The 24,227-nt window shown below is 72.4% G+C and carries 19 protein-coding genes and 1 riboswitch; of the genes, 12 read left to right on the top strand and 7 right to left on the bottom strand.

Going from position 1 to position 24,227, the window contains the following annotated elements:
• Window positions 1-95: 95 nt before the first annotated feature.
• Together AB0G52_RS31705 and AB0G52_RS31700 are read left to right on the top strand one after the other, a co-directional pair.
• Window positions 96-1,262 carry a citrate synthase gene (locus AB0G52_RS31705; protein ID WP_361341027.1) on the top strand — a complete coding sequence of 389 codons (1,167 nt, stop codon included), beginning with the start codon at window positions 96-98 and terminating at the stop codon, window positions 1,260-1,262.
• A gap of 110 nt (window positions 1,263-1,372) precedes the next feature.
• The gene (locus tag AB0G52_RS31700; RefSeq protein WP_361341024.1) at window positions 1,373-2,530 is read left to right on the top strand and encodes a GTP-binding protein; all 1,158 of its coding nucleotides are present in this window, start codon (window positions 1,373-1,375) and stop codon (window positions 2,528-2,530) included.
• On the opposite strand, the gene AB0G52_RS31695 is transcribed toward AB0G52_RS31700, so the two are convergent.
• Window positions 2,527-4,983, bottom strand: a complete 2,457-nt coding sequence (locus AB0G52_RS31695; protein ID WP_132893647.1) for a DNA topoisomerase IV subunit A — start codon at window positions 4,981-4,983, stop codon at window positions 2,527-2,529. The two genes, AB0G52_RS31700 and AB0G52_RS31695, sit on opposite strands and share 4 nt — an antisense overlap.
• 266 nt (window positions 4,984-5,249) lie before the next feature.
• Between AB0G52_RS31695 and AB0G52_RS31690 the strand changes: the two genes are divergently transcribed.
• The 4 genes from AB0G52_RS31690 to AB0G52_RS31675 all read left to right on the top strand — a co-directional run bounded on the left by AB0G52_RS31690 (window position 5,250) and on the right by AB0G52_RS31675 (window position 10,040).
• The gene (locus AB0G52_RS31690; protein ID WP_132893552.1) at window positions 5,250-6,644 is read left to right on the top strand and encodes a pitrilysin family protein; all 1,395 of its coding nucleotides are present in this window, start codon (window positions 5,250-5,252) and stop codon (window positions 6,642-6,644) included.
• A complete protein-coding gene (locus AB0G52_RS31685; protein ID WP_132893551.1) occupies window positions 6,641-8,029 on the top strand; it encodes a pitrilysin family protein in 1,389 nt (462 codons plus the stop codon). The genes AB0G52_RS31690 and AB0G52_RS31685 overlap by 4 nt, the downstream gene beginning before the upstream one ends.
• Before the next feature lie 191 nt (window positions 8,030-8,220).
• Window positions 8,221-8,384: riboswitch (cyclic di-AMP (ydaO/yuaA leader) on the top strand.
• 12 nt (window positions 8,385-8,396) lie between these two features.
• A complete protein-coding gene (locus tag AB0G52_RS31680; RefSeq protein WP_132893549.1) occupies window positions 8,397-9,152 on the top strand; it encodes a M23 family metallopeptidase in 756 nt (251 codons plus the stop codon).
• Between the two features lie 192 nt (window positions 9,153-9,344).
• Window positions 9,345-10,040, top strand: coding sequence for a GntR family transcriptional regulator (locus AB0G52_RS31675; RefSeq protein WP_132893547.1), 696 nt, complete (start codon window positions 9,345-9,347; stop codon window positions 10,038-10,040).
• Window positions 10,041-10,313: 273 nt separating this feature from the next.
• On the opposite strand, the gene AB0G52_RS31670 is transcribed toward AB0G52_RS31675, so the two are convergent.
• Window positions 10,314-10,595, bottom strand: a complete 282-nt coding sequence (locus tag AB0G52_RS31670; protein ID WP_030563197.1) for an HPr family phosphocarrier protein — start codon at window positions 10,593-10,595, stop codon at window positions 10,314-10,316.
• 176 nt (window positions 10,596-10,771) lie between these two features.
• Between AB0G52_RS31670 and AB0G52_RS31665 the strand changes: the two genes are divergently transcribed.
• The 4 genes from AB0G52_RS31665 (at window position 10,772) to AB0G52_RS31650 (ending at window position 16,154) form a co-directional block, all read left to right on the top strand.
• On the top strand, window positions 10,772-13,594 hold the full coding sequence (locus AB0G52_RS31665; protein WP_361341019.1) for a GNAT family N-acetyltransferase: 2,823 nt from the start codon (window positions 10,772-10,774) through the stop codon (window positions 13,592-13,594).
• Between the two features lie 90 nt (window positions 13,595-13,684).
• Window positions 13,685-14,272: a DUF5998 family protein gene (locus AB0G52_RS31660; protein ID WP_132893543.1), complete on the top strand. Its 588-nt coding sequence runs from the start codon at window positions 13,685-13,687 to the stop codon at window positions 14,270-14,272.
• Window positions 14,272-15,465, top strand: a complete 1,194-nt coding sequence (locus AB0G52_RS31655; RefSeq protein WP_361341015.1) for a nucleotide pyrophosphatase/phosphodiesterase family protein — start codon at window positions 14,272-14,274, stop codon at window positions 15,463-15,465. The genes AB0G52_RS31660 and AB0G52_RS31655 overlap by 1 nt, the downstream gene beginning before the upstream one ends.
• A gap of 41 nt (window positions 15,466-15,506) precedes the next feature.
• Window positions 15,507-16,154, top strand: coding sequence for a thymidine kinase (locus AB0G52_RS31650; protein WP_132893540.1), 648 nt, complete (start codon window positions 15,507-15,509; stop codon window positions 16,152-16,154).
• 18 nt (window positions 16,155-16,172) lie between these two features.
• Here AB0G52_RS31650 and AB0G52_RS31645 read toward each other — a convergent pair whose 3' ends face one another.
• Window positions 16,173-16,973, bottom strand: coding sequence for a VOC family protein (locus AB0G52_RS31645; protein ID WP_132893538.1), 801 nt, complete (start codon window positions 16,971-16,973; stop codon window positions 16,173-16,175).
• Window positions 16,974-17,284: 311 nt separating this feature from the next.
• Here AB0G52_RS31645 and AB0G52_RS31640 point away from each other — a divergent pair, with 311 nt between their 5' ends.
• Entirely contained in the window at window positions 17,285-18,127 is an 843-nt protein-coding gene (locus AB0G52_RS31640; protein ID WP_361341011.1) for a sulfurtransferase, read from the top strand.
• Between the two features lie 77 nt (window positions 18,128-18,204).
• Here AB0G52_RS31640 and sepH read toward each other — a convergent pair whose 3' ends face one another.
• From sepH to AB0G52_RS31620, 4 genes are all read right to left on the bottom strand, one after another.
• Entirely contained in the window at window positions 18,205-19,233 is a 1,029-nt protein-coding gene (gene sepH, locus AB0G52_RS31635) for a septation protein SepH (RefSeq protein WP_132893534.1), read from the bottom strand.
• 792 nt (window positions 19,234-20,025) lie between these two features.
• Entirely contained in the window at window positions 20,026-20,406 is a 381-nt protein-coding gene (locus tag AB0G52_RS31630; RefSeq protein ID WP_361341007.1) for a hypothetical protein, read from the bottom strand.
• 17 nt (window positions 20,407-20,423) lie between these two features.
• Window positions 20,424-21,743, bottom strand: a complete 1,320-nt coding sequence (locus AB0G52_RS31625; protein WP_361341004.1) for a D-arabinono-1,4-lactone oxidase — start codon at window positions 21,741-21,743, stop codon at window positions 20,424-20,426.
• The gene (locus AB0G52_RS31620; RefSeq protein WP_361341002.1) at window positions 21,703-22,941 is read right to left on the bottom strand and encodes an MFS transporter; all 1,239 of its coding nucleotides are present in this window, start codon (window positions 22,939-22,941) and stop codon (window positions 21,703-21,705) included. Before AB0G52_RS31620 ends, AB0G52_RS31625 begins: the two co-directional genes overlap by 41 nt.
• Before the next feature lie 158 nt (window positions 22,942-23,099).
• On the opposite strand from AB0G52_RS31620, the gene AB0G52_RS31615 reads away from it, so the two are divergent.
• Window positions 23,100-24,227 carry a ferrochelatase gene (locus tag AB0G52_RS31615; RefSeq protein ID WP_132893529.1) on the top strand — a complete coding sequence of 376 codons (1,128 nt, stop codon included), beginning with the start codon at window positions 23,100-23,102 and terminating at the stop codon, window positions 24,225-24,227.

Genomic DNA, 24,227 nt, shown 5'->3' with positions numbered 1-24,227 from the left:
CCGCCTCGACGCATATTGATCCAATCAATATTGACAGGAAACCAGTCAAGCATGGACAGTCGGATCAAGTTCAGGCTGGACAGCGGAGGCATGTCATGACCGTCAACAGGGCCGCGTCGACCCTCGTCGAGGTACCGCGCGGGCTCGCCGGTGTCGTCGTCACGGACACCGAAGTGGGAGACGTACGGGGGAGCGAGGGGTACTACCACTACCGCCAGTACTCGGCCGTGGAACTCGCCCGCACCCGGGGTTTCGAGGAAGTCTGGCACCTCCTGGTCCACGGCGACCTGCCGGGCCCGGAGCGCGCCGCGGCCTTCGCCGCCGAGACCGCCGGGCTGCGACGGCTGCCCGACGAGGTGCGGGCCGCCCTGCCCGCGCTGGCCGCGGCGAGCGGTGCGTCCGGACCGCTCGCCGGGATGCGCACCGCGCTGTCCCTGCTCGGCGCGGCGAGAGGGCTGCGGCCGGTGTACGACATCGACGCGGACCGGCGGCGGGCCGACACGGTCGCCGCGTGCGCGGCCGTACCCACGCTCCTCGCGGCGCTGTACCGGCTCGGGCGGGGGCTCGAACCGGTGGAACCGCGCGCGGACCTCCCCTACGCGGCCAACTACCTGTACATGGTGACCGGTTCGGAACCCGATCCCCGGCAGGCGCGGGCCGTCGAGCAGTACTTGATCTCAACCATTGACCACGGATTCAATGCGTCAACGTTCACCGCACGGGTCATCGCGTCGACGGGCGCCGACGTCGCGGCCTGCCTCGTGGGGGCGGTCGGTGCGCTGTCCGGGCCGCTGCACGGGGGCGCGCCCAGCCGGGCACTGGACACCCTGGACGCGATCGGGACCACGGACCGGATCGACGGGTGGATCCGGGAACGGGTGCTCGCCGGCGACCGCGTGATGGGCTTCGGGCACGCGGTCTACCGTACCGAGGACCCGCGGTCCCGCCTGCTGCGCGAGATCGCCCAGGGCTTCGGCGGCCCCCGGGTCGAGTTCGCCGTCGAGGTGGAACGGCGGGTGGAGAGCATCCTCGCCGAGCTGAAACCGGGCCGCGAACTCCACACCAACGTCGAGTTCTACGCGGGCGTGGTCATGGAACTGTGCGGCCTGCCCCGCGAGATGTTCACGCCCACGTTCGCGGCGGCGCGGGTGGTCGGCTGGAGCGCGAACATCCTGGAACAGGCGGCCGACTCGAAGATCATCCGGCCGGTGGCGCGGTACGTGGGGCCCCGGCCGGAGGCCGCCGACCGGGTCGCCGGGTAGCGGCACGCCGTCGACCGCCCGCGGCGGTCACGGCGGGGGCGCGCAGCACGGTCCCGGGGGTTTCCTATCCTGGACCGGCCCGCCGTCAGCCGCGTCAGGGAGGCCGCCCCTTGGAGCACCACCACCGTCCCCGGCAGATCCCGGTAGTGGTCCTCGCCGGATTCCTGGGTTCCGGCAAGACCACGCTCCTCAACCACCTGCTGCACCGCAGCGGAGGCAGCAGGATCGGGGCGCTCGTCAACGACTTCGGGGCCGTCGAGATCGACGCGATGGCGGTGGCCGGCGCCCTCGGGGACTCGACCGTCTCGCTCGGGAACGGCTGTCTGTGCTGCGCCGTCGACGCCGGTGAACTCGACCTCTACCTGGAGCGGCTCGCCGACCCGGCCACCGGGATCGACGTCATCGTCATCGAGGCCAGCGGACTCGCCGAACCCCGGGAACTCGTCCGGATGCTGCTCGCCAGCGAACACCCCGGAATCGTCTACGGCGGCCTCGTCGAGGTCGTGGACGCCGCCGAGTTCGACGACACGCGCGCCAGACACCCCGAGATCGACCGGCACCTCGCCCTCGCGGACCTTGTCGTCGTGAACAAGCTCGACCGGGCCGGGCAGGGCGGCGAGCGCGTCCTGCGGCTCGTGCGGTCGCTCACCGACCGGGCGGCCGCCGTCGTACCCGCCACCTACGGCCGTATCGACCCCGAGTTCCTGTTCGACTGCCGGCCCAGTGAGGAGCGCATCGGCCAGCTGTCCTTCGACGACCTCCGTGACCACCACGAGGACGGCGAGCACCCGGCGCATCTGCACACCGGCTACGACAGTCTGTCCTTCGTCTCCGGCCGCCCGCTCGACCCCCGGCGGCTCATGGCCTTCCTCGACAGCCGGCCCGAGGGGCTCTACCGGATCAAGGGGTATGTCGACTTCGGGCCCTACGACACCGGCAACCGGTACGCCGTGCACGCCGTCGGCCGCTTCCTGCGGTTCTACCCGGAGGCCTGGGAGCAGGGCGGGGAACGGCTCACGCAGCTCGTGCTGATCGGTTCCGGCATCGACACCGCCACGCTCCGCAAGGAGCTGGAGGCGTGCACGAGCGACGCCCCGGGCGCCGACGAGCACGGCATGTGGGGCGTCCTGCGCTACGTGCAGGGCCTGGCGGACGACCCGGACGAGGCCCTCGCAGGGGACCCCGGCGCAGTTCTCGCGCAGGGCCCGTCCGAGGCCCTCGCCCAGGACCCCGCCGAGGTCCTCGCCCGTGACGTCGACGAGGTCTAGACCGGCCCCGCCACCACCGACACCGTCTTCGGCAGGGAGACGCCGGAGCCGTCGCGGCGCGGGTCGACCTCCGGGAGGTCGGCCGGCGTGCCGTTCTTCTGGGCCGCCTTCGCCGGGACCGGACCGGCCCAGCCGAAGGACAGGCAGTCCTCGCCCTTGAGGAAGCGCTGGCAGCGGACACCGCCGGTGGCCCGGCCCTTGCGCGGGTACTGGTCGAACGGGGTCAGCTTGGCCGTGGTCTGCACCGAGTCGTCGAGCGTGCCGCGCGACCCGGCCACCGTGAAGACCATCGCGTCGGCCGCCGGGTCCACGGCCGTGAACGAGATGACCTTCGCACCCTCCGCGAGCTTGATGCCGGCCATACCGCCCGCCGGACGGCCCTGCGGACGCACCTGGGAGGCCTGGTAACGCAGCAGCTGCGCGTCGTCCGTGATGAAGACCAGGTCCTCCTCACCGGTGCGCAGCTCCATGGCGCCGACGATCCGGTCACCCTCCTTGAGGGTGATGACCTCCAACTCGTCCTTGTTGGACGGGTAGTCGGGCACCACCCGCTTGACGACGCCCTGCTCGGTGCCGAGGGCCAGACCCGGCGAGGACTCGTCGAGCGTGGTCAGGCACACCACGCTCTCGCCGTCCTCCAGGGAGAGGAACTCGGACAGCGGGGCGCCGCCGGCGAGGTTGGGGGCGCCGGCCGTCTCCGGGAGCTGCGGCAGGTCGACCACGTTGATCCGCAGCAGCCGGCCCGTCGAGGTGACCGCGCCGACCTCGCCACGCGCGGTCGCCGGGACCGCCGAGACGATCACGTCGTGCTTGGCGCGCCTGCCGTCGGTGTCCGCCGGGAAGGGCTCGCCGTTCATCGTGCGGGCCAGCAGGCCCGTGGACGACAGCAGCACGCGGCACGGGTCGTCGGCCACCTGGAGTGGCACCACGGCCGCCGGGGCACCGGAGGCCTCCAGCAGGACCGTGCGCCGCTCGGTGCCGAACTTCTTGGCCACGGCGGCCAGTTCCGCGGAGACCAGCTTGCGCAGCTCCGCGTCCGACTCCAGGATCCGGGTCAGCTCGGCGATCTCCGCGGTGAGCTTCTCCTTCTCCGCCTCCAGCTCGATGCGGTCGTACTTGGTGAGGCGGCGCAGCGGGGTGTCGAGGATGTACTGGGTCTGGATCTCCGACAGGGAGAAGCGCTCCATCAGGCGCTCCTTGGCCTGCGCGCTGTTCTCGCTGGAGCGGATCAGCCGGATGACCTCGTCGATGTCGACCAGGGCGGTGAGCAGGCCCTCGACCAGGTGCAGGCGGTCGCGGCGCTTGGTGCGGCGGAACTCGCTGCGGCGGCGCACCACGTCGAAGCGGTGGTCCAGGTAGACCTCGAGGAGCTCCTTGAGACCCAGGGTGAGCGGCTGGCCGTCCACCAGGGCCACGTTGTTGATGCCGAAGGACTCCTCCATCGGCGTCAGCTTGTAGAGCTGCTCCAGGACCGCCTCCGGCACGAACCCGTTCTTGATCTCGACGACCAGGCGCAGTCCGTGCTCGCGGTCGGTGAGGTCCTTGACGTCGGCGATGCCCTGCAGCTTCTTGGCGTTGACCAGGTCCTTGATCTTGCCGATGACCTTCTCGGGGCCGACCGCGAAGGGAAGTTCGGTGATGACCAGGCCCTTGCGGCGGGCCGTCACCGTCTCCACCGCCACCGTGGCCCGGATCTTGAAGGTGCCGCGGCCCGTCTCGTACGCGTCCCGGACGCCCTCCAGGCCGACGATCCGGCCGCCGGTCGGCAGGTCGGGGCCCGGGACGTGCTTCATCAGCGCGTCCAGGTCCGCGTTCGGGTAGCGGATCAGGTGCCGGGCGGCCGCGATCACCTCGCCGAGGTTGTGCGGCGGCATGTTGGTCGCCATGCCCACGGCGATCCCCGACGAGCCGTTCACCAGCAGGTTCGGGAAGGCGGCGGGCAGCGCCACCGGCTCCTGCTCCTGGCCGTCGTAGTTGGGCGCGAAGTCGACCGTGTCCTCGTCGATGGACTCGGTCATCAGGCTCGTCGCCTCGGCCATCCGGCACTCGGTGTACCGCATGGCGGCCGGCGGGTCGTCGTTGCCCAGCGAGCCGAAGTTGCCGTGGCCGTCGACCAGCGGGACGCGCATCGAGAACGGCTGCGCCATCCGCACCAGCGCGTCGTAGATCGACGAGTCGCCGTGCGGGTGCAGCTTGCCCATCACCTCGCCGACCACGCGCGCGCACTTCACGTAGCCGCGCTCGGGACGCAGCCCCATCTCGTTCATCTGGTAGACGATCCGGCGGTGCACCGGCTTGAGCCCGTCACGGGCGTCCGGCAGGGCGCGCGAGTAGATGACCGAGTACGCGTACTCGAGGTAGGAGCCGCGCATCTCGTCCACGACGTCGATGTCGAGGATCCTCTCCTCGAACGAGTCGTCGGGCGGCGGGGTCTTCGTGCTGCGGCGGGCCATCGCTGCCGGCTCCTTGCTCATGCGTGAACGGGATCTGACGCGGACCATTGTGGACCGCCCTACTGACAACCCGGGTCAGGACCCGGTCTCCGCGGCCCGCTCCACCGCCCGGCGGCGTTCGGGAGCGGGTCTGACGCAGGCTACGCGATCCGCTGTGGGCGTACGTCGTGCGGGAACTTCGCCGGGCCCCCGCCCGCTTGCATACAGTGGCAGGACCGGCAGAAAAACCGCGGTTCGAGACCGCTTCCGCGAGCGAAGGGACGTACATGCCCATGGGTCACACGACCACGGCCGAGACAGGCTCCGGAGGCCTGACAGCGACCGAGCACCGCTTGGCCAACGGTCTGCGCGTGGTGCTCTCCGAGGACCACCTGACCCCGGTCGCGGCGGTCTGCCTCTGGTACGACGTCGGTTCCCGGCACGAAGTCAAGGGCCGTACCGGCCTGGCTCACCTTTTCGAGCACCTGATGTTCCAGGGCTCCGCCCAGGTGAAGGGCAACGGCCACTTCGAGCTCGTCCAGGGCGCCGGCGGCTCGCTCAACGGCACCACGAGCTTCGAGCGCACCAACTACTTCGAGACCATGCCCGCCCACCAGCTGGAGCTCGCCCTCTGGCTGGAGGCCGACCGCATGGGCTCGCTGCTCGCCGCCCTGGACGACGAGTCGATGGAGAACCAGCGCGACGTCGTCAAGAACGAGCGCCGCCAGCGCTACGACAACGTCCCCTACGGCACGGCGTTCGAGAGGCTCACCGCCCTCGCCTACCCGGAGGGCCACCCCTACCACCACACGCCGATCGGCTCGATGGCGGACCTGGACGCGGCCACCCTGGAGGACGCCCGCGCGTTCTTCCGCACCTACTACGCGCCCAACAACGCCGTCCTGTCGGTCGTCGGCGACATCGACCCGCAGCAGACGCTCGCCTGGATCGAGAAGTACTTCGGTTCCATCCCGTCGCACGACGGCAAGCCCACCCCGCGCGACGGCGCGCTGCCCGAGACCATGGGCGAGCAGCTGCGCGAGGTCGTCGTCGAGGAGGTGCCCGCGCGGGCGCTGATGGCCGCGTACCGGCTCCCCGAGGACGGCACGCGCGCGGCCGACGCGGCCGACCTGGCCCTCACCGTCCTCGGCGGCGGTGAGTCCTCCCGGCTCTACAACCGCCTGGTGCGACGCGACCGCACGGCCGTCGCGGCCGGCTTCGGCCTGCTGCGGCTCGCCGGCGCGCCGTCCCTGGGCTGGCTGGACGTGAAGACCTCCGGTGACGTGGAGGTGCCGGTCATCGAGGCCGCCATCGACGAGGAGCTCGCCCGTTTCGCCGAGGAGGGCCCCACGCCGGAGGAGATGGAACGCGCCCAGGCCCAGTTGGAGCGCGAGTGGCTGGACCGGCTCGGCACCGTGGCCGGCCGCGCCGACGAACTGTGCCGGTTCGCCGTCCTGTTCGGCGACCCGCAGCTCGCCCTGACCGCCGTTCAGCGCGTCCTCCAGGTCACCCCCGAGGAGGTCCAGGAGGTCGCCAAGGCCCGGCTGCGCCCCGACAACCGCGCGGTGCTCGTCTACGAGCCCAAGTCCCCGGAGGCGGTCGAGGACGCCGACGTGCCCGAGGACCCCGAGGCCGAAGCCACGGTCGAAGCCGGCGACAACGATGAGGAGACGGCCAAGTGACCGAGCTCGCCAGCATGGACTTCCATCCCCAGCCGCAGCCGGGCGAGGCCAGGCCGTGGGCCTTCCCCGCCCCCGAACGCACCACCCTGGACAACGGCCTGACCGTGCTCCGCTGCCACCGCCCCGGCCAGCAGGTCGTCGCCGTGGAGGTGCTCCTGGACGCGCCCCTGGACGCCGAACCGGCCGGCCTGGACGGGGTCGCCACGATCATGGCGCGGGCCTTCTCCGAGGGCACCGACCGGCACTCCGCCGAGGACTACGCCGCCGAGCTGGAGCGGGCCGGGGCGACCCTCGACGCGCACGCCGACCACCCCGGCGTCCGCATCAGCCTGGAGGTCCCGGCCTCCCGCCTGGCCAAGGGCCTCGGGCTGCTCTCCGACGCCCTCAGGGCGCCCGCCTTCGCCGACAGCGAGGTCGAGCGGCTGGTGCGCAACCGTCTCGACGAGATCCCGCACGAACTGGCCAACCCCAGCCGCCGGGCCGCCAAGCAGCTCTACAAGGAGCTGTTCCCGGCCACCGCGCGGATGTCCCGCCCGCGCCAGGGCACCGAGGACACCGTCGAGAAGATCGACGCCGCCGCCGTACGGGCGTTCTACGACCGTCACGTGCGCCCCGCCACCGCCACCGCGGTCGTCGTCGGCGACCTGACCGGCATCGACCTGGACGCGCTGCTCGGCGACACCCTGGGCGCCTGGACCGGCTCCACCGCGGAGCCCCGGCCGGTGCCGCCGGTGACCGCCGACGACACCGGGCGGGTCGTCATCGTGGACCGCCCCGGCGCCGTCCAGACGCAGCTGCTCATCGGCCGCGTCGGCCCCGACCGGCACGACCGCGTCTGGCCCGCCCAGGTGCTCGGCACCTACTGCCTGGGCGGCACCCTCACCTCCCGCCTGGACCGCGTGCTGCGCGAGGAGAAGGGCTACACGTACGGCGTCCGCTCCTTCGGGCAGGTGCTGCGCTCCGCCCCCGACGGCACCGGTGCCGCCCTGCTGGCCATCAGCGGCTCCGTGGACACCCCGAACACCGGCCCCGCCCTCGACGACCTGTGGACGGTGCTGCGCACCCTCGCCGCCGAGGGCCTCACCGACGCCGAGCGGGACGTCGCCGTGCAGAACCTCGTCGGTGTGGCGCCGCTCAAGTACGAGACGGCGGCGGCCGTCGCCGGCACCCTCGCCGACCAGGTCGAGCAGCACCTGCCCGACGACTTCCAGGCCACGCTCTACCGGCAACTGGCCGCCACCGGCACCGTGGAGGCCACCGCGGCGGTCGTGAACGCCTTCCCGGTGGACCGCCTGGTGACCGTCCTCGTCGGCGACGCGGCGCAGATCAGGGAGCCCGTCGAGGCCCTCGGCATCGGCGAAGTGACCGTCGTCGCGGCGGAGTAGCTCCACGCGCGCGTGCGGAGCCCTGGCGGCCGTCGGCCACCAGGGCTCTCGTATGTCCGAATTGGGGCGGAGGTTGCCTGTCTGCCCTGTGGGATGCGCTACAAAAACCGCGATCGGTTTGAGTCTTGAAAGAACGCCGCCGTAGGTTCCTTCGGGCTGTCCGTCAGGCACCGAGCCGCACCCGCGGCACCGGACAGCCATCGCCGAGTCCCCGTACGGCGCGAGCCAGGGGAGCCGGGGACCCACGCAGTCCCTGGGGTGAATCGGGCGCCCGCGCGTGTCGCGAGGGGGTCCGTAGGAGACCTTCCTGCTCCGAACCCGTCAGCTAACCCGGTAGGCGAGAGGGAAGGAAAGGACCAGCCTCTACATGGCGTTCATGTGCGCCTCCGGGAAGCACCGTCGTCCCGGCCGCGTGAAGCGCACCACCGCGCAGGCCGCCGGCATCGCGGCCCTCACCACCACCGGCATCATCGGCACCGTCTCCGCCGCCCCGGCGCTCGCGGCCGAGAACTCCGTAGAGCAGACCGGTCTCACCCCGGTCATCACGGTCAGCGACTCGGTCGCCGAGCACGTCGACGCCCAGGCCGTCGCGCAGCAGGCCGAAGCGGAGCGCAAGGCGGCCGAGCAGGCCGCGCGCGAGCGGGCCGCGGCGCGCGCGGAGAAGGAGCGCGAGGCCAAGGCACGGGCCGCGCGGGAGGCCGAGCGCAAGCGCCTCAACGCCTTCGTCGCGCCCATCAGCGACTCGTACGTCTCCACCGGCTACAAGACCGGCGGCTCCCTGTGGTCCTCCGGCTCCCACACCGGCATCGACTTCCACGCCGCAGCCGGCACGGTCGTGCACGCGGTCGGCACCGGCACGGTCGTCTCCACCGGCTGGGGCGGGGCGTACGGCAACCAGATCGTCATCAAGATGGCCGACGGCATGTACACCCAGTACGGCCACCTGTCGTCCATCGGCGTCTCGGTGGGGCAGCAGGTGACCCCGGGCCAGCAGATCGGCCTGTCCGGGTCCACCGGCAACACCACCGGCCCCCACCTCCACTTCGAGGCCCGCACGACCGCGGAGTACGGCTCCGACGTCGACCCGGTCGCCTACCTCCGCAAACACGGCGTGAACGTCTGACGTCCGCCTTTTTCGGCGACATCCTGCGAAGCCCCGGCGGCCGGCCGGGGCTTTCGTCGTTTTCGCGCCCCCGCTGTCCAAAAAATACTCATGGATTCCGGCCCCCCGTCGGAAATTCCCGCGCATTGCAATAGAGTCACGGAACCGGCGTCACTCGGCGGCGTTTCACGGGGATTAAGGCGGAGGTCGGACATGCGTATTCCGGCGCACTCGGTATGCACGGCGATCCGGGACGACATCGTCGCGGGTGTCCACGAGCGCGGCAGCCGGCTCACCGAGGAACTCCTGGCCCGCCGCTACGGCGTCTCGCGCGTCCCGGTCCGCGAGGCGCTGCGCACGCTGGAGGCCGAGGGCTTCGTCGTGACCCGTCGGCACGCCGGCGCGTGTGTGGCCGAACCGACCGAGCAGGAGGCCGCCGACCTGCTGGAGATGCGCCTGCTCCTGGAGCCGCTCGGCGCTCTGCGGGCCGCCCAGCGCCGCACCGAGGCCCACCTGAAGGTGCTGCGCGGGCTGGTCAGGCTGGGTCAGGAGCGGGCCAGGACGGGCCACAGCGACGACCTGCGCTCGCTGGGCGGCTGGTTCCACGAGACGCTCGCCCAGGCCTCCGCCAGCCACGCCCTGACGTCGACGCTCACCCAGTTGCGGCACAAGATCGCCTGGATGTACACGGTGGAGGCGCCCGTCAGCCCGGTGGAGTCCTGGGCCGAGCACGGCGCGATCGTGGACGCGGTGGCGCGCGGGGACGGGGAGCGCGCCCGGGCGGTGACGGCGCTGCACACCGAGCGCTCCATGGTCTTCCACCGGCTCCGGTTTTCCGGCGCCACCGAACGGGCGAACGGTGTGAGGACTTCGCAACATCCCGTAAACATGTCGGGCGTGCGGCATTAACACGGGCGCCGTATACAAAGAGGTGCTATTCGCGGGGGCGGTTTTTCCGTTGCCCGTTTCCCGGCATGCCCATATCCAGATGTGCCCCTGTCAGGCGTGCGCTTTTTCACGTGTGTTTACGCGGGCCGCTGCCGAGTGCGACCGCATTGCCGCGCGCACTTATCGAAGCGTGCCGCTGATTGCGGCCGTGCGCCTTTCGTGCGCGAAAAGAGCGGGGCCGTGCCGGCCCCCGGAGGGGTCGGCGCGGCCCCGGTCGTGCGGGCGCTGCGGTGCTCAGACGGTCTCGGGGAGTTCCTCGAGGCCCTCGGCGACCAGCTTGGCCAGGCGGTCGAGGGCGGCGTCCGCACCCTCGGCGTCGGAGGCGAGGACGATCTCCTCGCCGCCCTGGGCGCCCAGCCCCAGGACCGCCAGCATGGAGGCCGCGTTGACGGGGTTGCCCCCGGCCTTGGCGATCGTGACCGGGACGCCTGCGGCCGTGGCGGCTCGGACGAAGATGGAAGCGGGGCGGGCGTGGAGGCCCTCGGCCCAGCCGACGTTGACGCGGCGCTCAGCCATGTGATGCTGCCCTTCGGTGTTCAGGGTTGTCTAGACCAGTTTTCCATATCGTGAAGCATCCCCGGAGCGGACGTAAGTCCCTCCGGGTGTGTCGCCGGACCGCGGCCTCGGTCCGGCTTCCGTCCTCCACAGACTGCCTCGCGCCGTTGTCGGACGCGAGCCGTACTCTGGGGCCCATGCAGACCCCGGCGGACCGGCAGGACCGGCACGAGTACCCCGCCCACTGGGAGGCGGACGTGGTGCTGCGCGACGGTGGCACCGCGCGCATCCGGCCCATCACCGTCGATGACGCCGACCGCCTGGTCAGCTTCTACGAGCAGGTCTCGGACGAGTCGAAGTACTACCGCTTCTTCGCGCCCTACCCCAGACTCTCCGCCAAGGACGTCCACCGCTTCACTCACCACGACTTTGTGGACAGGGTGGGACTCGCGGCCACCATCGGCGGCGAGTTCATCGCAACCGTACGCTACGACCGCATCGGCGCCGACGGCACGCCCGCCTCCGCCCCCGCCGACGAGGCCGAGGTCGCCTTCCTCGTCCAGGACGCCCACCAGGGCCGCGGAGTCGCCTCCGCCCTCCTGGAACACATCGCCGCCGTCGCGCGCGAGCGCGGGATCCGCCGGTTCGCCGCCGAGGTGCTGCCCGCCAACAGCAGGATGATCAAGGTGTTCACGGACGCCGGCTACACCCAGAAGCGCAGCTTCGAGGACGGCGTCGTCCGCCTGGAGTTCGGTCTGGAGCCCACGGACCGCTCGGTCGCCGTCCAGCAGGCCCGCGAGCAGCGTGCCGAGGCCCGCTCGGTACGAAGGCTGCTGGCGCCCGGCTCCGTGGCCGTGATCGGCGTCGGCCGCGCGCCCGGCGGGGTGGGCCGCAGCGTTCTCGGCAACCTCAGGGACGCCGGTTTCACCGGTCGTCTGCACGCCGTGAACCGGGCCTTTCCCGAGGACCTCAAGGAGGTCGACGGGGTGCCCGCGCACCGCTCCGTAGGGGACATCGGGGAACCGGTGGACCTGGCGGTGGTCGCCGTACCCGCCGACCACGTCCCCGACGTCGTCACCGCGTGCGGCGAGCACGGCGTCCAGGGTCTCGTGGTCCTCGCCGCCGGCTATGCGGAGAGCGGGCCCGACGGCCGTGAACGCCAGCGCGAACTGGTCCGCCGAGCGCGCACGTACGGCATGAGGATCATCGGGCCGAACGCCTTCGGGGTCATGAACACGGCGGACGACGTCCGGCTGAACGCGTCCCTCGCACCCGAGATGCCGCGCCCCGGCCGCATCGGGCTGTTCGCCCAGTCCGGCGCCATCGGCATCGCCCTGCTGTCCCGGCTGCACCGGCGGGGCGGGGGTGTCACCGGGACCACGGGCGTGTCCACCTTCGTCTCGGCGGGCAACCGCGCGGACGTCTCCGGCAACGACGTGCTCCAGTACTGGTACGACGACCCCGAGACCGACGTCGTCCTCATGTACCTGGAGTCGATCGGCAACCCCCGCAAGTTCACCCGGCTCGCACGGCGCACGGCGGCCGTCAAGCCGCTGGTCGTGGTGCAGAGCGCGGGATCGGCGCCGCAGGGGCACGCGGTACGGGCGACGCGGCTGCCGTACGCCACGGTCTCCGCGCTGCTGCGGCAGGCCGGGGTGATCCGCGTCGACACGATCACCGAACTGGTCGACGCGGGTCTGCTGCTCGCACGGCAGCCGTTGCCGTCCGGACCGAGGGTGGCCATCCTCGGGAACTCCGAGTCGCTGGGGCTGCTGACGTACGACCGGTGTCTCGCGGAGGGGCTGCGCCCGGCCAGGCCGCTGGACCTGACCACTGGGGCGACCGCGGCCGACTTCCACCGGGCGCTGGCCCGGGCGCTGGCGGACGAGTCCTGCGACGCGGTGGTCGTGACGGCGATACCGGCGATCGGGGAGGGACCGGTGGGGGACGCCGAGCTGGCCCAGGCGCTGCGGTCGGCGGCCGAGTCGGTGCCCGGGAAGCCCGTGCTGGTGGTGCACGTGGAACTCGGGGGGCTGGCGCAGGCCCTGTCGGCCGCGGGCCGTACCGCACCGCAGGCGGGAGCGACGGCACCGGGCGCCGGTGCCCACCCGGTCCCCCCTGCGGAAGTGGCTCCCACCGCGGTGCGCCACTCGTACTCCCGGCTCATCCCCGCCTACCCCGCGGCCGAGCGCGCCGTGCGGGCGCTCGCCGAGGCCGTGAAGTACGCGCAGTGGCGGCGGGAGGCCGCCGAGCCCGGGCGGGTGCCCGAGTACGACGACATCGACGAGAAGGGGGCCGCCGAGCTGGTCGGCGCGCTGTCGGCGGGCGGCCAGGGCCTCACCCTCGGCGTCGAGCAGACCTGCGCGCTGCTCGGCAGGTACGGGATCACCGTGCACCGGGCGCTGCCCGCGCCCAGCCCGGACGCCGCCGTCCGGGCCGCCCGCGACCTCGGCTACCCCGTCGCCCTCAAGGCCACCGCTCCCCATCTGCGGCACCGCGCGGACCTGGGCGGCGTCCGCCTCGACCTCGCGGACGAAGAGCAACTGCGCCGGGCCTACGCCGAGTTGGCACAGCTGTTCGGGCCGCCGGAGGAGCTGCGGCCGGTGGTGCAGCGGATGGCGCCCCGGGGCGTCGACACCGTCGTACGGGCCGTGATCGACCCGGCGGCCGGAGCCGTGCTGTCGTTCGGGCTCGCCGGGGCCGCCTCGCAGCTGCTCGACGACATGGCGCACCGGCTGGTTCCGGTCACCGACCGGGACGCGGCCTCGCTGGTGCGGTCGATCCGGACCGCACCCCTGCTGTTCGGCTGGCGCGGCTCGGCCCCCGTCGACACGCCCGCCCTGGAGGAGCTGCTGCTCAGGGTCTCCCGGCTGGTCGACGACCACCCGCAGGTGGTGGCGGTCACCCTGGAACCGGTCGTGGTCGCCCGGCGGGGCGTGAGCGTCCTCGGTGCCACGGTCCGCCTCGCACCCCCGCCGGCCCGCGACGACCTCGGTCCCCGCACCCTGCCCGCGTACTGAGGGCGGCGAACCTCCGCACCCGGTGGCGGCGTTCGAGGAGGTGCCCGTGACTGGCCCGGGGCCCCTTGCCCACGGATTAGGATGGACGCCATGGCCAAGACCAGTACGACGACCCAGGGGCTGCGCGTCGCGATCGAGCGCAGCGGCTACTACCCGGCCCTCGTGGCCGAGGCGGTGGAGGCTGCCGTGGGTGGTGAGCCGATCCGGTCGTACCTGGTCCACCAGGAGACGACGTTCGACCAGAACGAGGTGCGGCGGCACGTGACCGTGCTCGTCCTCACCGGCAACCGCTTCATCGTCAGCCACACCGACGAGCAGGCCGCCGACAGCACCTCCCCGACGCCGTACGCCACCACCTCGACCGAGTCCGTCAAGCTCGGCCGGATCTCGTCGGTCGTGGTCAGCCGGGTGGTCGCCAACCCGGAGCAGTACACGCCGGGAACCCTGCCCCGGGAGATCGTGCTGACCATCGGCTGGGGCGCCGTCTCCCGGATCGACCTGGAGCCCGCCGCCTGCGGCGACCCCAACTGCGACGCCGACCACGGCTACACCGGCAGCTCCACGGCGGACGACCTCAGCCTGCGCGTGAGCGAGGCCGGGGACGGCCCGGAGACGGTGCGCCAGGCGCTCGCCTTCGCACAGGCGATCTCCGAGGCGACCGCGGACGTCACACGCTGATGGCGTACGCCGCCTGGGACCATCCGGAACCCCTCGCTCTCGGCTCCGCGCCGCTGCCCGAGTACGGCAGCGGCTCCCTCGCCGACCTCCTGCCCACCCTGGCCGCCGGGATGGCCGTACCCGGCATGACCGCGTCGATCGCGGAACTCACCCCGGCGGACCGCAACTGCGTCTTCCTGATCGACGGGCTGGGCTGGGAGCAGATCAAGGCCCACCCCGCCGACGCGCCCTACCTGACCTCGCTGCTCGGCGGCTCGCGCGGCGGCACGGGACGGCCGATCACGGCAGGCTACCCGGCGACCACCGCGACCTCCCTCGCCTCCGTCGGCACCGGTCTGCCGCCCGGCGCGCACGGTCTGCCCGGCTACACGGTCCGCAACCCGGCGACCCGTGAACTGATGAACCAGCTCCGCTGGCAGCCCTGGACCGATCCGGCCGCCTGGCAGCCGTACCCCACCGTCTTCCAGCTCGCCCAGGACGCCGGGGTGCACTGCGCCCAGGTGTCCTCGCCGACCTTCGAGCGCACCCCGCTCACCAAGGTCGCGCTCAGCGGCGGAACGTTCCACGGGCGGCTGACCGGCGAGGAGCGGATGGACCTCGCGGCGGAGCAGCTCGGCGCCGCCGACCGCTCCCTCGTGTACACGTACTACGCCGAACTGGACGGCGCGGGCCACCGCTATGGCGTCGACTCCGACACCTGGCGGGGTCAGCTGATGCACGTCGACCGGCTGGTGCAGCGGCTCGCCGAGCAACTGCCCCCGCGCAGCGCGCTCTACGTGACCGCCGACCACGGCATGGTCGACATCCCGTTCGACGAACAGCACCGCATCGACTTCGACGAGGACTGGGAGCTGCGGGCCGGGGTCGCGCTGCTCGGCGGCGAGGGCCGGGCCCGGCACGTGTACGCGGTGCCGGGCGCCGAGAACGACGTGCTGACCTGCTGGCGCGAGGTGCTCGGCGAGCAGTTCTGGGTGGCCTCGCGAGACGAGGCGATCGCCGCCGGCTGGTTCGGCCCGCCGGACAGCTTCGACGAGCGGGTGTACGAGCGGATCGGCGACGTCGTCGCGGCCGCGCACGACGACGTCCTGATCATCGCCTCCGAAAGGGAGCCCAAGGAGTCGGCGATGGTCGGCAACCACGGTTCGATGACCCCCGCCGAGCAGCTCGTGCCGCTGCTCGAAGTACGCTCCTGACGCCCCCTGACCGAAACTCGCCGAAAGGTGCTCAACTCCCCATGCCCGAGCTGGTGTTCTTCTCCGGAACGATGGACTGCGGGAAGTCGACGCTGGCTCTGCAGATCGAGCACAACCGATCGGCGCGCGGCCTCGTCGGCATGATCTTCAGCCGTGACGACCGCGCGGGCCACGGCAAGCTCTCCTCCCGCCTCGGGCTGGTCACCGACGCCGTGGAGGTCGAGGACGAGCAGGACCTGTACGCCTACCTGGTCGACCATCTCTCCCAGGGCGGCCGGGCCGACTACGTCATCGCCGACGAGGCGCAGTTCCTGGGACCGGAGCAGATCGACCAGCTCGCGCGCGTGGTCGACGATCTCGGTCTCGACGTCTACGCGTTCGGCATCACCACCGACTTCCGTTCCAAGCTGTTCCCCGGCTCCCAGCGGCTGGTGGAGCTGGCCGACCGCGTCGAGGTCCTCCAGGTCGAGGCACTGTGCTGGTGCGGCGCCCGCGCCACCCACAACGCCCGCACGGTCGGCGGCGAGATGGTCGTCGAGGGCGCCCAGGTGGTCGTGGGAGACGTCAACGAGGCCGCCGGCAAGGTGGGTTACGAGGTGCTCTGCCGACGCCACCACCGGCGCCGGATGACCGCCGCGTCGGCCCGCGCGGCGGCCCTGTCCCCGGACGTGCTCCCGGTCACCACGTAGGACGCCGGCACCGGCCCGTCACCGCGGGCCCTCGACCAGCGAGAAGACCGCGCCCTCCGGATCGGCCACCGTGGCGACCCGGCCGTGCGCGCTGTCCCGGGCCGGCCTCAGGACCTGCCCGCCCAGCTCGGCGACCGCACGCAGGGTCGTGTCCACGTCGGCCACCTGGAAGTACGTCAGCCAGTGCGGTCCCCGGTCCCGGGGCAGCGAGAGGCCGACGCCGTGGATGCCGGCCACCGGGCGGCCCCCCACGTGCAGCGTCACGTAGTCGAAGTCGGCGGACACCACCGGCTCCTCCTCGTAGCCGAACACCGTCTCGTAGAACTTGGCGACGCTCGACGTCTCGAAGGTGAGCAGCTCGTCCCAGACCGGTGTGCCCGGAACCCCGGTCAGGGAGGTGAGGAGGTGGGCCGACGCCTGCCAGATGCCGAACACCGCGCCCGACGGGTCACTGGCGATGGCCATCCGCCCGGCCTCGGCCGCGTCGAGCGGCCCGACCCCCACCGTGCCCCCGCACAGCCGGGCCGTCTCCGCCGTCAGATCCACGTCGTGCGAGGCGAAGTACGGCGTCCAGGCGATCGGCAGCCGCAGGTCCGGCGGCAGCTGACCGATGCCCGCGACCTCCCGCCCGTCGAGCAGGGCCCGGACGTAGGGGCCGAGCTGCTGCGGGCCGGGCTCGAACTCCCAGCCGAACAGCGCTCCGTAGAACTCCTCGGTCGTGGTCAAGCCGTGCACCATCAGACTCACCCAGCAGGGGGTGCCGGGCGCGCGCCGAGCGTGCGTGCCGTTCTGGCCGGCCGATCCCCGTACCTCGGTCATCGTCACTCTCTCCTCGGCCCCTCGCGGTGGCCGTGTCGCTTCCGTTCCGCGGACCGGTTGCTCTCCGGTCGCGGACACGCCCCGTACCGATGCCCGCACCGTCCGTGGCGGCCTGTGGCCACGGCTGTGGGGCGGCCTCGCCGCGGGGATGCCTCGTCTGCCGCTTCCGCCCGTCCCGGACGATCGCCGGGGGGCGTCCATCTGCCGTACAGCATGTGCCCGATCCCGTACGCCAGGCGACCGGGCCTGCCCGGCCGAGCAGAGTAGTCGTACCTGGACGCCTCGGCCACCCCTGGCGTAAGGATGGGGCCATGGAAGCCATCATCACCGCAACCGAACTCGCCGACGCTCTGACCGGGCCGAACCCGCCCGTCCTGCTGGACGTCCGCTGGCAGCTGACCTCGCCCGGCGCACCGCCGTTCGACGGCCGGGCCGCGTACGCGGAAGGCCACCTGCCGGGCGCGGTCTTCGTGGACCTGGACGGGGAACTCGCCTCCGCGCCCGGCGAGAACGGCCGGCACCCGCTGCCCGACCTGGCCGTCTTCGGTGCGGCGATGCGCCGCGCGGGCGTCTCGGCGGGCCGCCCGGTCGTCGTCTACGACGGGGGGCTGGGCTGGTCGGCCGCGCGCGCCTGGTGGCTGCTGCGCTGGACGGGTCACCCGGACGTGCGGGTCCTCGACGGCGGGTTGCCGTCCTGGGAGGGTGTTCTTTCGACCGACGTGGCCACGCCGGTCCAGGGTGACTTCGAACCGGCGCCCGACCCGGCCGGGTTGCTCGACGCCGACGGGGCGGCGGCGCTGGCTCGCTCGGGTGTGCTGCTCGACGCCCGCGCGGGGGAGCGGTACCGGGGTGAGGTGGAGCCGATCGACCGGGTCGGCGGGCACATCCCGGGCGCCGTGTCGGCGCCGACCGTCGAGAACGTCGGCCCGGACGGCCGGTTCCTGCCCGCCGCCGAACTCCAGGGCCGGTTCAAGGGCTTGGGCGCCGTGCAGGGGGCCGCGGTCGGTGTGTACTGCGGTTCGGGCGTCTCCGCCGCCCACGAGGTGCTCGCGCTGGCCGTCGCGGGCATCCCGGCGGCGCTGTACGTCGGTTCGTGGTCGGAGTGGACCGCCGACCCGTCCCGTCCGGTCGCGGTCGGCCCCGACCCGCAGTAGGGCGACGTGAACGTGGGGGGCACGCGCGCGTGCCCCCCACGTTCATACGGTCGTAAGACCTGTTCTCGTCCTCGCGCCTATTCCTGCTTCTTGCGGCGCGTGCCGAAGACGATCTCGTCCCAGCTCGGCACGGCGGCCCGGCGGCCCGGGCGGACGCCGTCGGCCTCGGCCTGGCGGTCGGTGGCACCGATCAGCCGGTCGCGGTGGCTGCCGACCGAGCGGGGCATGAGGACGTCGGCGTAGGCGGAGCCGGCCGAGGCCGCGGGGGCCGGCGGTTCCTCGGTCACCGGTTCCTCGACGGGCTCCTCCAGCGGCTCCACCGGGCGCTCCGGGACCACCAGGTCGCCCCGGAAGCTCGGCACCGCCTCCAGCAGGCTGGTCAGCGAGTCGCGTTCGCCGGCCGTCTCCTCGACCGGCTCGGCCGCCGCGGGCAGGCTCGGCCGCTCGCGATCACCGGGACGGTCCAGCGGCCGGTCGCGCGGCAGCCGTGCGATCCGGGGCACGAACGGAAAGCTGGGCTCCGGCACGGCGAGGTCGTCGGACTCGCCGATCAGCGAGCGGGCCTCGTCGTCGACCGCCTGCACGAGCCGCCGGGGCGGGTCGTACGTCCAGCTCGCCGAGTGCGGTTCGCCGGCGACCCGGTAGACGAGGAGTACCTCCCAGGTGCCGTCGTCGCGGCGCCAGGAGTCCCACTGCACGGTGTCCTTGTCGGCACCGCGCAGCACCAGCCGTTCCTGCACGGCCTCGCCGAGCAGCGGGCCGGAGTTCTCACCGGGCCGGCGGACGGGCGTCTTGCGGGCCCGCTCGGCCATGAAGGCGCGCTCGGCCAGTACCGGACCCTCGAAGCGCCGCACCCGGTCGACGGGGATCCCGGCGAGCTGCGCGACCTCTTCCGCCGTCGCGCCCGCACGTATCCGCGCCTGGATGTCTCGGGGCCGCAGATGGCTCTCGACCTCGATCTCGATCTGCCCGAGCCGGGGCCGGTCGCCGCGTACGGCGGCACGGAGCCGTTCGTCGATCGGAAGGGTGTACTCCGTAGAGTCGGCAGCCTTGAGCACCAGCCGTGTGCCGTCATTGGAGACGGCCACGACACGCAGTTCGGGCATGGGGACCTCCCGGGTGGTGCCTGCCGACGTCACGTGCGTCGCTGCTTCCGCTAGTCGAGTGTGGCCTGCCCGGGTGCAGCCTGCCACAACCTTGCCGAGTTGCCCGGCGTGTCGGGCGCGGGCCCTGGAACGCCGTTATGGCACGGTTACCTATTCGCAACGCTAAGTGACCAACTCCGTCACCCTGTGCAACGAGCCCCCCTCCCGGTGGTCCTGCAAGGCCCCGGACACCCTGGCGGGAGACCGGACCCAGGGCTCGCAACAGTACTCCATTCGGGCCACGTGCGTGGATTGGCGCGCCGCCGAACTTCTTGCAACAACCGCTCTCTCACCCTCGGTTGCCCGGTTCCGGGGATCTTGAACGTGGCGTACTTCACCCAATCCACAGAAACGGAACCAATGGTTTCGTCCGTACGTCCTTTTCTTGTGCAGTCGGTCGAACAAGCAGGGGAAGGGCAGGCAAGGTTCAGGAATGCGTGAAAGGCCCGGTTCCGGTGTGGAGACCAGTGCGGGGGAGGAGGTGACGGGACGTCCGAAGCGGATCGAACTCAGCGTGCCCCAGGTCGCGGGCAGTGCGGTGGCCGCCGTGGTGGCCGCCGAACTCGCGTCCTCCTTCGGGGTGTACGGCACGATCCTCGGTGCCGGAGTCGTGAGCGTGATCGCCACCTGCGGCGGCACCTTGTTCCAGCACTTCTTCCAGCGCACCGGGCAGCAGTTCCGCGACGCGACCGGGCCCGCCAGGCAACGGGACCCGGAGCCCGCGGCGCCCGGCGCGTTCACCGAGGGCACCGTCTACCGCGCCCGGGTGCGGACCTGGCGCCGTCCGCTGGTCGCGGCCGCGCTGGTGTTCGCCGTGACCTTGGCCGCCGTCACCACCTGGGAACTGGTCTCCGGCGGCAGCTTCAGCGGCGGCCCCGGTACGACGGTCAGCGGCGCCGTCACCGGCGGGACCAGGCCGTCCGGGGCGTCGGGATCCTCGCGGACCCCGGCCTCGTCCGCCCCGAAGTCCGGGCGGGCGAGCACCGCTTCGCCGGGTCCCTCGCCCTCGTCCCCGGCGCCGGGCGGGTCTTCGAAGAGCCCGGACGGGACGCCCGCCGGCGCCGGGACCACGACCCCGGCGCCGAGCACGAGCGGGGATCCGGGCACGGCAGGGGAGCCGAGCGCGACGGGCACGCCCACCGGTTCCCCGGCTACTGCCCCAGCACCCTCCGCAGATAGTCGTTCTGGAACAGCCGGTCCGGATCGAGCCGGTCCCGCAGCGCCGTGAACTCGCCGAAGCGGGGATAGACCTCCGCGAAGTAGTCCGCGTCGCGGGTGTGCACCTTGCCCCAGTGCGGACGCCCCTCGTGCGCGGTGAAGATCCGCTCGGCGGCCGTGAAGTACGCCTGGTAGGGGGTGCCCCGGAACATGTGTACGGCGATGTAGGCGCTGTCGCGGGCGGAGGCGGTGGACAGCGCGATGTCGTCGGCGGGGGCGGTGCGGACCTCGACCGGGAAGTTGACCCTGAGACCGGAACGGTCGACGGCCGCCTTCAGTTCCCGCAGCGTGTCCACCAGCGCCTCACGCGGAACGGCGTACTCCATCTCCACGAAGCGCACCCGGCGCGGGGATGTGAAGACCTTGTAGGGAATGTCCGTGTAGGTCCGCGCGGACAGTGCCCTGCTGGAGATCCGGGCGATGGCGGGCACCACGGCGGGGGCCGCGCGGCCGACCAACTGGGCGGCGTGGAAGACGCCGTTGGAGAGGAACTCGTCCTCGAACCAGCCGGCGAGCTGCCCCACCGGCTGCGGCGGGCCCGCGCTGCGGTTGTTGCGCTTGGTGTTGGTGTTGCCGGTGTGCGGGAACCAGTAGAACTCGAAGTGCTCGTTCTCGGTGCGGAGCTGGTCGAACTCGGCGAGGACCCGGTCCAGGGGCATCGGCTCCTCGCGCGCGGTGAGCAGGAAGACCGGCTCCACGGCGAAGGTGATCGCGGTGACGATGCCGAGGGCGCCCAGGCCGACCCGGGCGGCCGCGAAGACCTCCGGATTCTCCTTCTCGGAGCAGGTGAGCACGGAGCCGTCGGCGGTCACCAGTTCGAGTTCCCTGATCTGGGCGGCGAGCGAGGCGGACTCCCGGCCGGTGCCGTGGGTGCCGGTGCTGGTGGCCCCGGAGACCGTCTGCTCCATGATGTCGCCCATGTTGGTCAGCGACAGTCCCTCACGGGCCAGGGCCACATTGAGCCTCTTGAGCGGGGTGCCGGCCTCGACCGTGACGGTCATCGCCTTGCGGTCGACGGCGCGGATGCCCGTCAACAGTTGAGGGCGGATCGAGACACCGTCGGTCGCGGCGATCGCGGTGAAGGAGTGGCCGCTGCCCACCGCCTTCACCTTCAGGCCGTCCTGTGCCGCCTGCCGCACGGCCGCGGCCAGCTCGTCGACGGAGGCGGGCGTGACCTCCCGCGCGGGGCGAACGGTGACGTTCCCGCCCCAGTTACGCCACGTGCCGCTCCTGCCGCTCGCTGTACTGCTCAACGGTGCCTCCCCGACGCGTGACCGGCCTGTTGAGCCGGCGGTACCCGAGGAAACCGACCGCGACCGCGACGGCCCCGGACACGGCCGGGACCCCGTACCCGGCACGGGCGCCGGCCGCGTCGATCACCCAGCCGGCGACCGAGGAGCCGAGCGCCACCCCGACCGCGAGGCCGGTGCTCACCCAGGTCATGCCCTCGGTGAGCTTCGCGCGAGGTACGTGCTCTTCGATGAGGGACATCGTCGTGATCATCGTCGGTGCGATGGACAGGCCCGAAACGAACAGCGCCACGGCCAGAAGCGGCAAGTTTCCGACCAGTAGGAGGGGGATCATACTCACGGCCATCGCACATATGCCCAGCAGCCACCTGCGTTCCGGCCTGCCCGTGAACCGCATCAGGCCGAAGACCACCCCGGCCGCGCAGGAACCGGCCGCGTACAGGGCCAGGACCACGCTGGAAGCGCCCTTGTGGCCGCGTTCGTCGGCGAAGGCGACGGTCACCACGTCCACCGCCCCGAAGATCGCCCCGGTGGCCACGAAGGTCGCCACCAGCACCTGGAGGCCGGACGCGCGCAGCGCCGAACCGCCGCCGTGGTGCTCACGCGGGTGCGGCTGCGGTTCGGTGGCCCGCTGGGCGGTCAGCCAGAAGACGCCGGCCGCCAGGAAGCAGGCGGCCAGCAGCGGTCCCGCCTCCGGGAACCAGGCCGTGGACAGACCGATGGAGATGATCGGCCCGAAGATGAAGCAGACCTCGTCGACCACGGACTCGAACGAGTAGGCGGTGTGCAGCTGCGGGGTGCCCCGGTACAGGACCGCCCAGCGGGACCGGATCATCGCGCCCAGGCTCGGCACCGCGCCGATCCCGGCGGCGCAGACGAACAGCGTCCAGTCCGGCCACCCGTAGTGCGCGGCGAACAGCAGCCCGGCCGCCGCCGCGAGCGCGAGCAGCGTCGCGGGGCGCAGCACCCGGCGCTGGCCGTACTGGTCGACCAGCCGGGACACCTGCGGGCCGATCGCGGCGGCGGACAGCGCGATGGTCGCGGAGAGCGCGCCCGCCAGGCCGTACCGCCCGCTGAGCTGGGAGACCATCGTGACCACGCCGATCCCCATCATGGACAACGGCATCCGGCCGACGAAGCCCGCGGCGGAGAAGCCCTTCGTGCCGGGTGCGGCGAACAGGGCGCGATAAGGGCTGGGCACGGGGACTCCGACGGCTGGGTAAGGCGTGACTGCGGCTGATACAGCTTACGAGGGGGAGTGTCCCGACGCACCCGGTCGGCGTCCGGGATAAAGCTCCCGAATCCGACTCTTCACCCTCCTGTTTCCGGGCCGTCAGTGCCGGGTGGCAGGATCGGCTCATGTCAGACGCGCTCGATGCCACCCCCTACGACGCCCTGCTCCTGCTCTCCTTCGGCGGCCCGGAAGGCCCGGACGACGTGGTCCCGTTCCTGGAGAACGTGACACGCGGGCGCGGTATCCCGAAGGAACGCCTCAAGGAGGTCGGGCAGCACTACTTCCTGTTCGGCGGAGTCAGCCCCATCAACGACCAGAACCGCGCCCTGCTGGACGCCCTGCGCAAGGACTTCGCCGAGCACGGCCTGGACCTGCCGATCTACTGGGGCAACCGCAACTGGGCGCCGTACCTCACGGACACCCTGCGCGAGATGGTCGCCGACGGCCGCCGGCGCATCCTGGTGCTCGCCACCAGCGCCTACGCCTCCTACTCGGGATGCCGCCAGTACCGCGAGAACCTCGCCGACTCGCTGGCCGCGCTGGAGGCCGAGGGCCTGGACCTGCCGCGGGTCGACAAGCTGCGGCACTACTTCAACCACCCCGGCTTCCTCGCCCCGATGATCGACGGGGTGCTCGCCTCGCTCGCCGACCTGCCCGAGGACGTCCGTGCGGGCGCCCACATCGCGTTCACCACCCACTCCATCCCGACCGCGTCCGCGGACACCTCCGGCCCCGTCGAGGCGCACGGCGAGGGCGGCGCGTACGTCGAGGAGCACCTGGACGTGGCCGAGGTGATCGCCGACGCCGTCCGCGAGCGCACCGGCGTCGACCACCCCTGGCGGCTCGTCTACCAGTCCCGCTCGGGCGCCCCGACCATCCCGTGGCTGGAGCCCGACATCTGCGACCACCTGGAGGAACTGCACGGCGCCGGCGTCCCCGCCGTCGTCATGGCCCCCATCGGCTTCGTCTCCGACCACATGGAGGTCCTCTACGACCTCGACACGGAGGCCACGGCCAAGGCCGCGGAGCTGGGCCTGCCGGTACGGCGCTCCGCGACCGTCGGCGACGACCCGCGGTTCGCCGCCGCGATCCGTGACCTCGTGGTGGAGCGCGCGGCCAGGGAGCGCGGCCGGGAGGTCACGCCGTGCGCCCTGGGCGCGCTCGGCGCGAGCCACGACCTCTGCCCGGTCGGCTGCTGCCCCGCCCGCGCTCCCCGGCCGGCCGCCGCGGGCGCCGACAGCCCCTACGCGTGA

It is taken from the genome of Streptomyces sp. NPDC021562, from assembly GCF_040640875.1.
In the GTDB taxonomy this organism is placed as follows: Bacteria; Actinomycetota; Actinomycetes; order Streptomycetales; family Streptomycetaceae; genus Streptomyces.
Note: the sequence above shows the minus strand (reverse complement) of the source record. Positions and strands in the feature narration are given on the sequence as shown.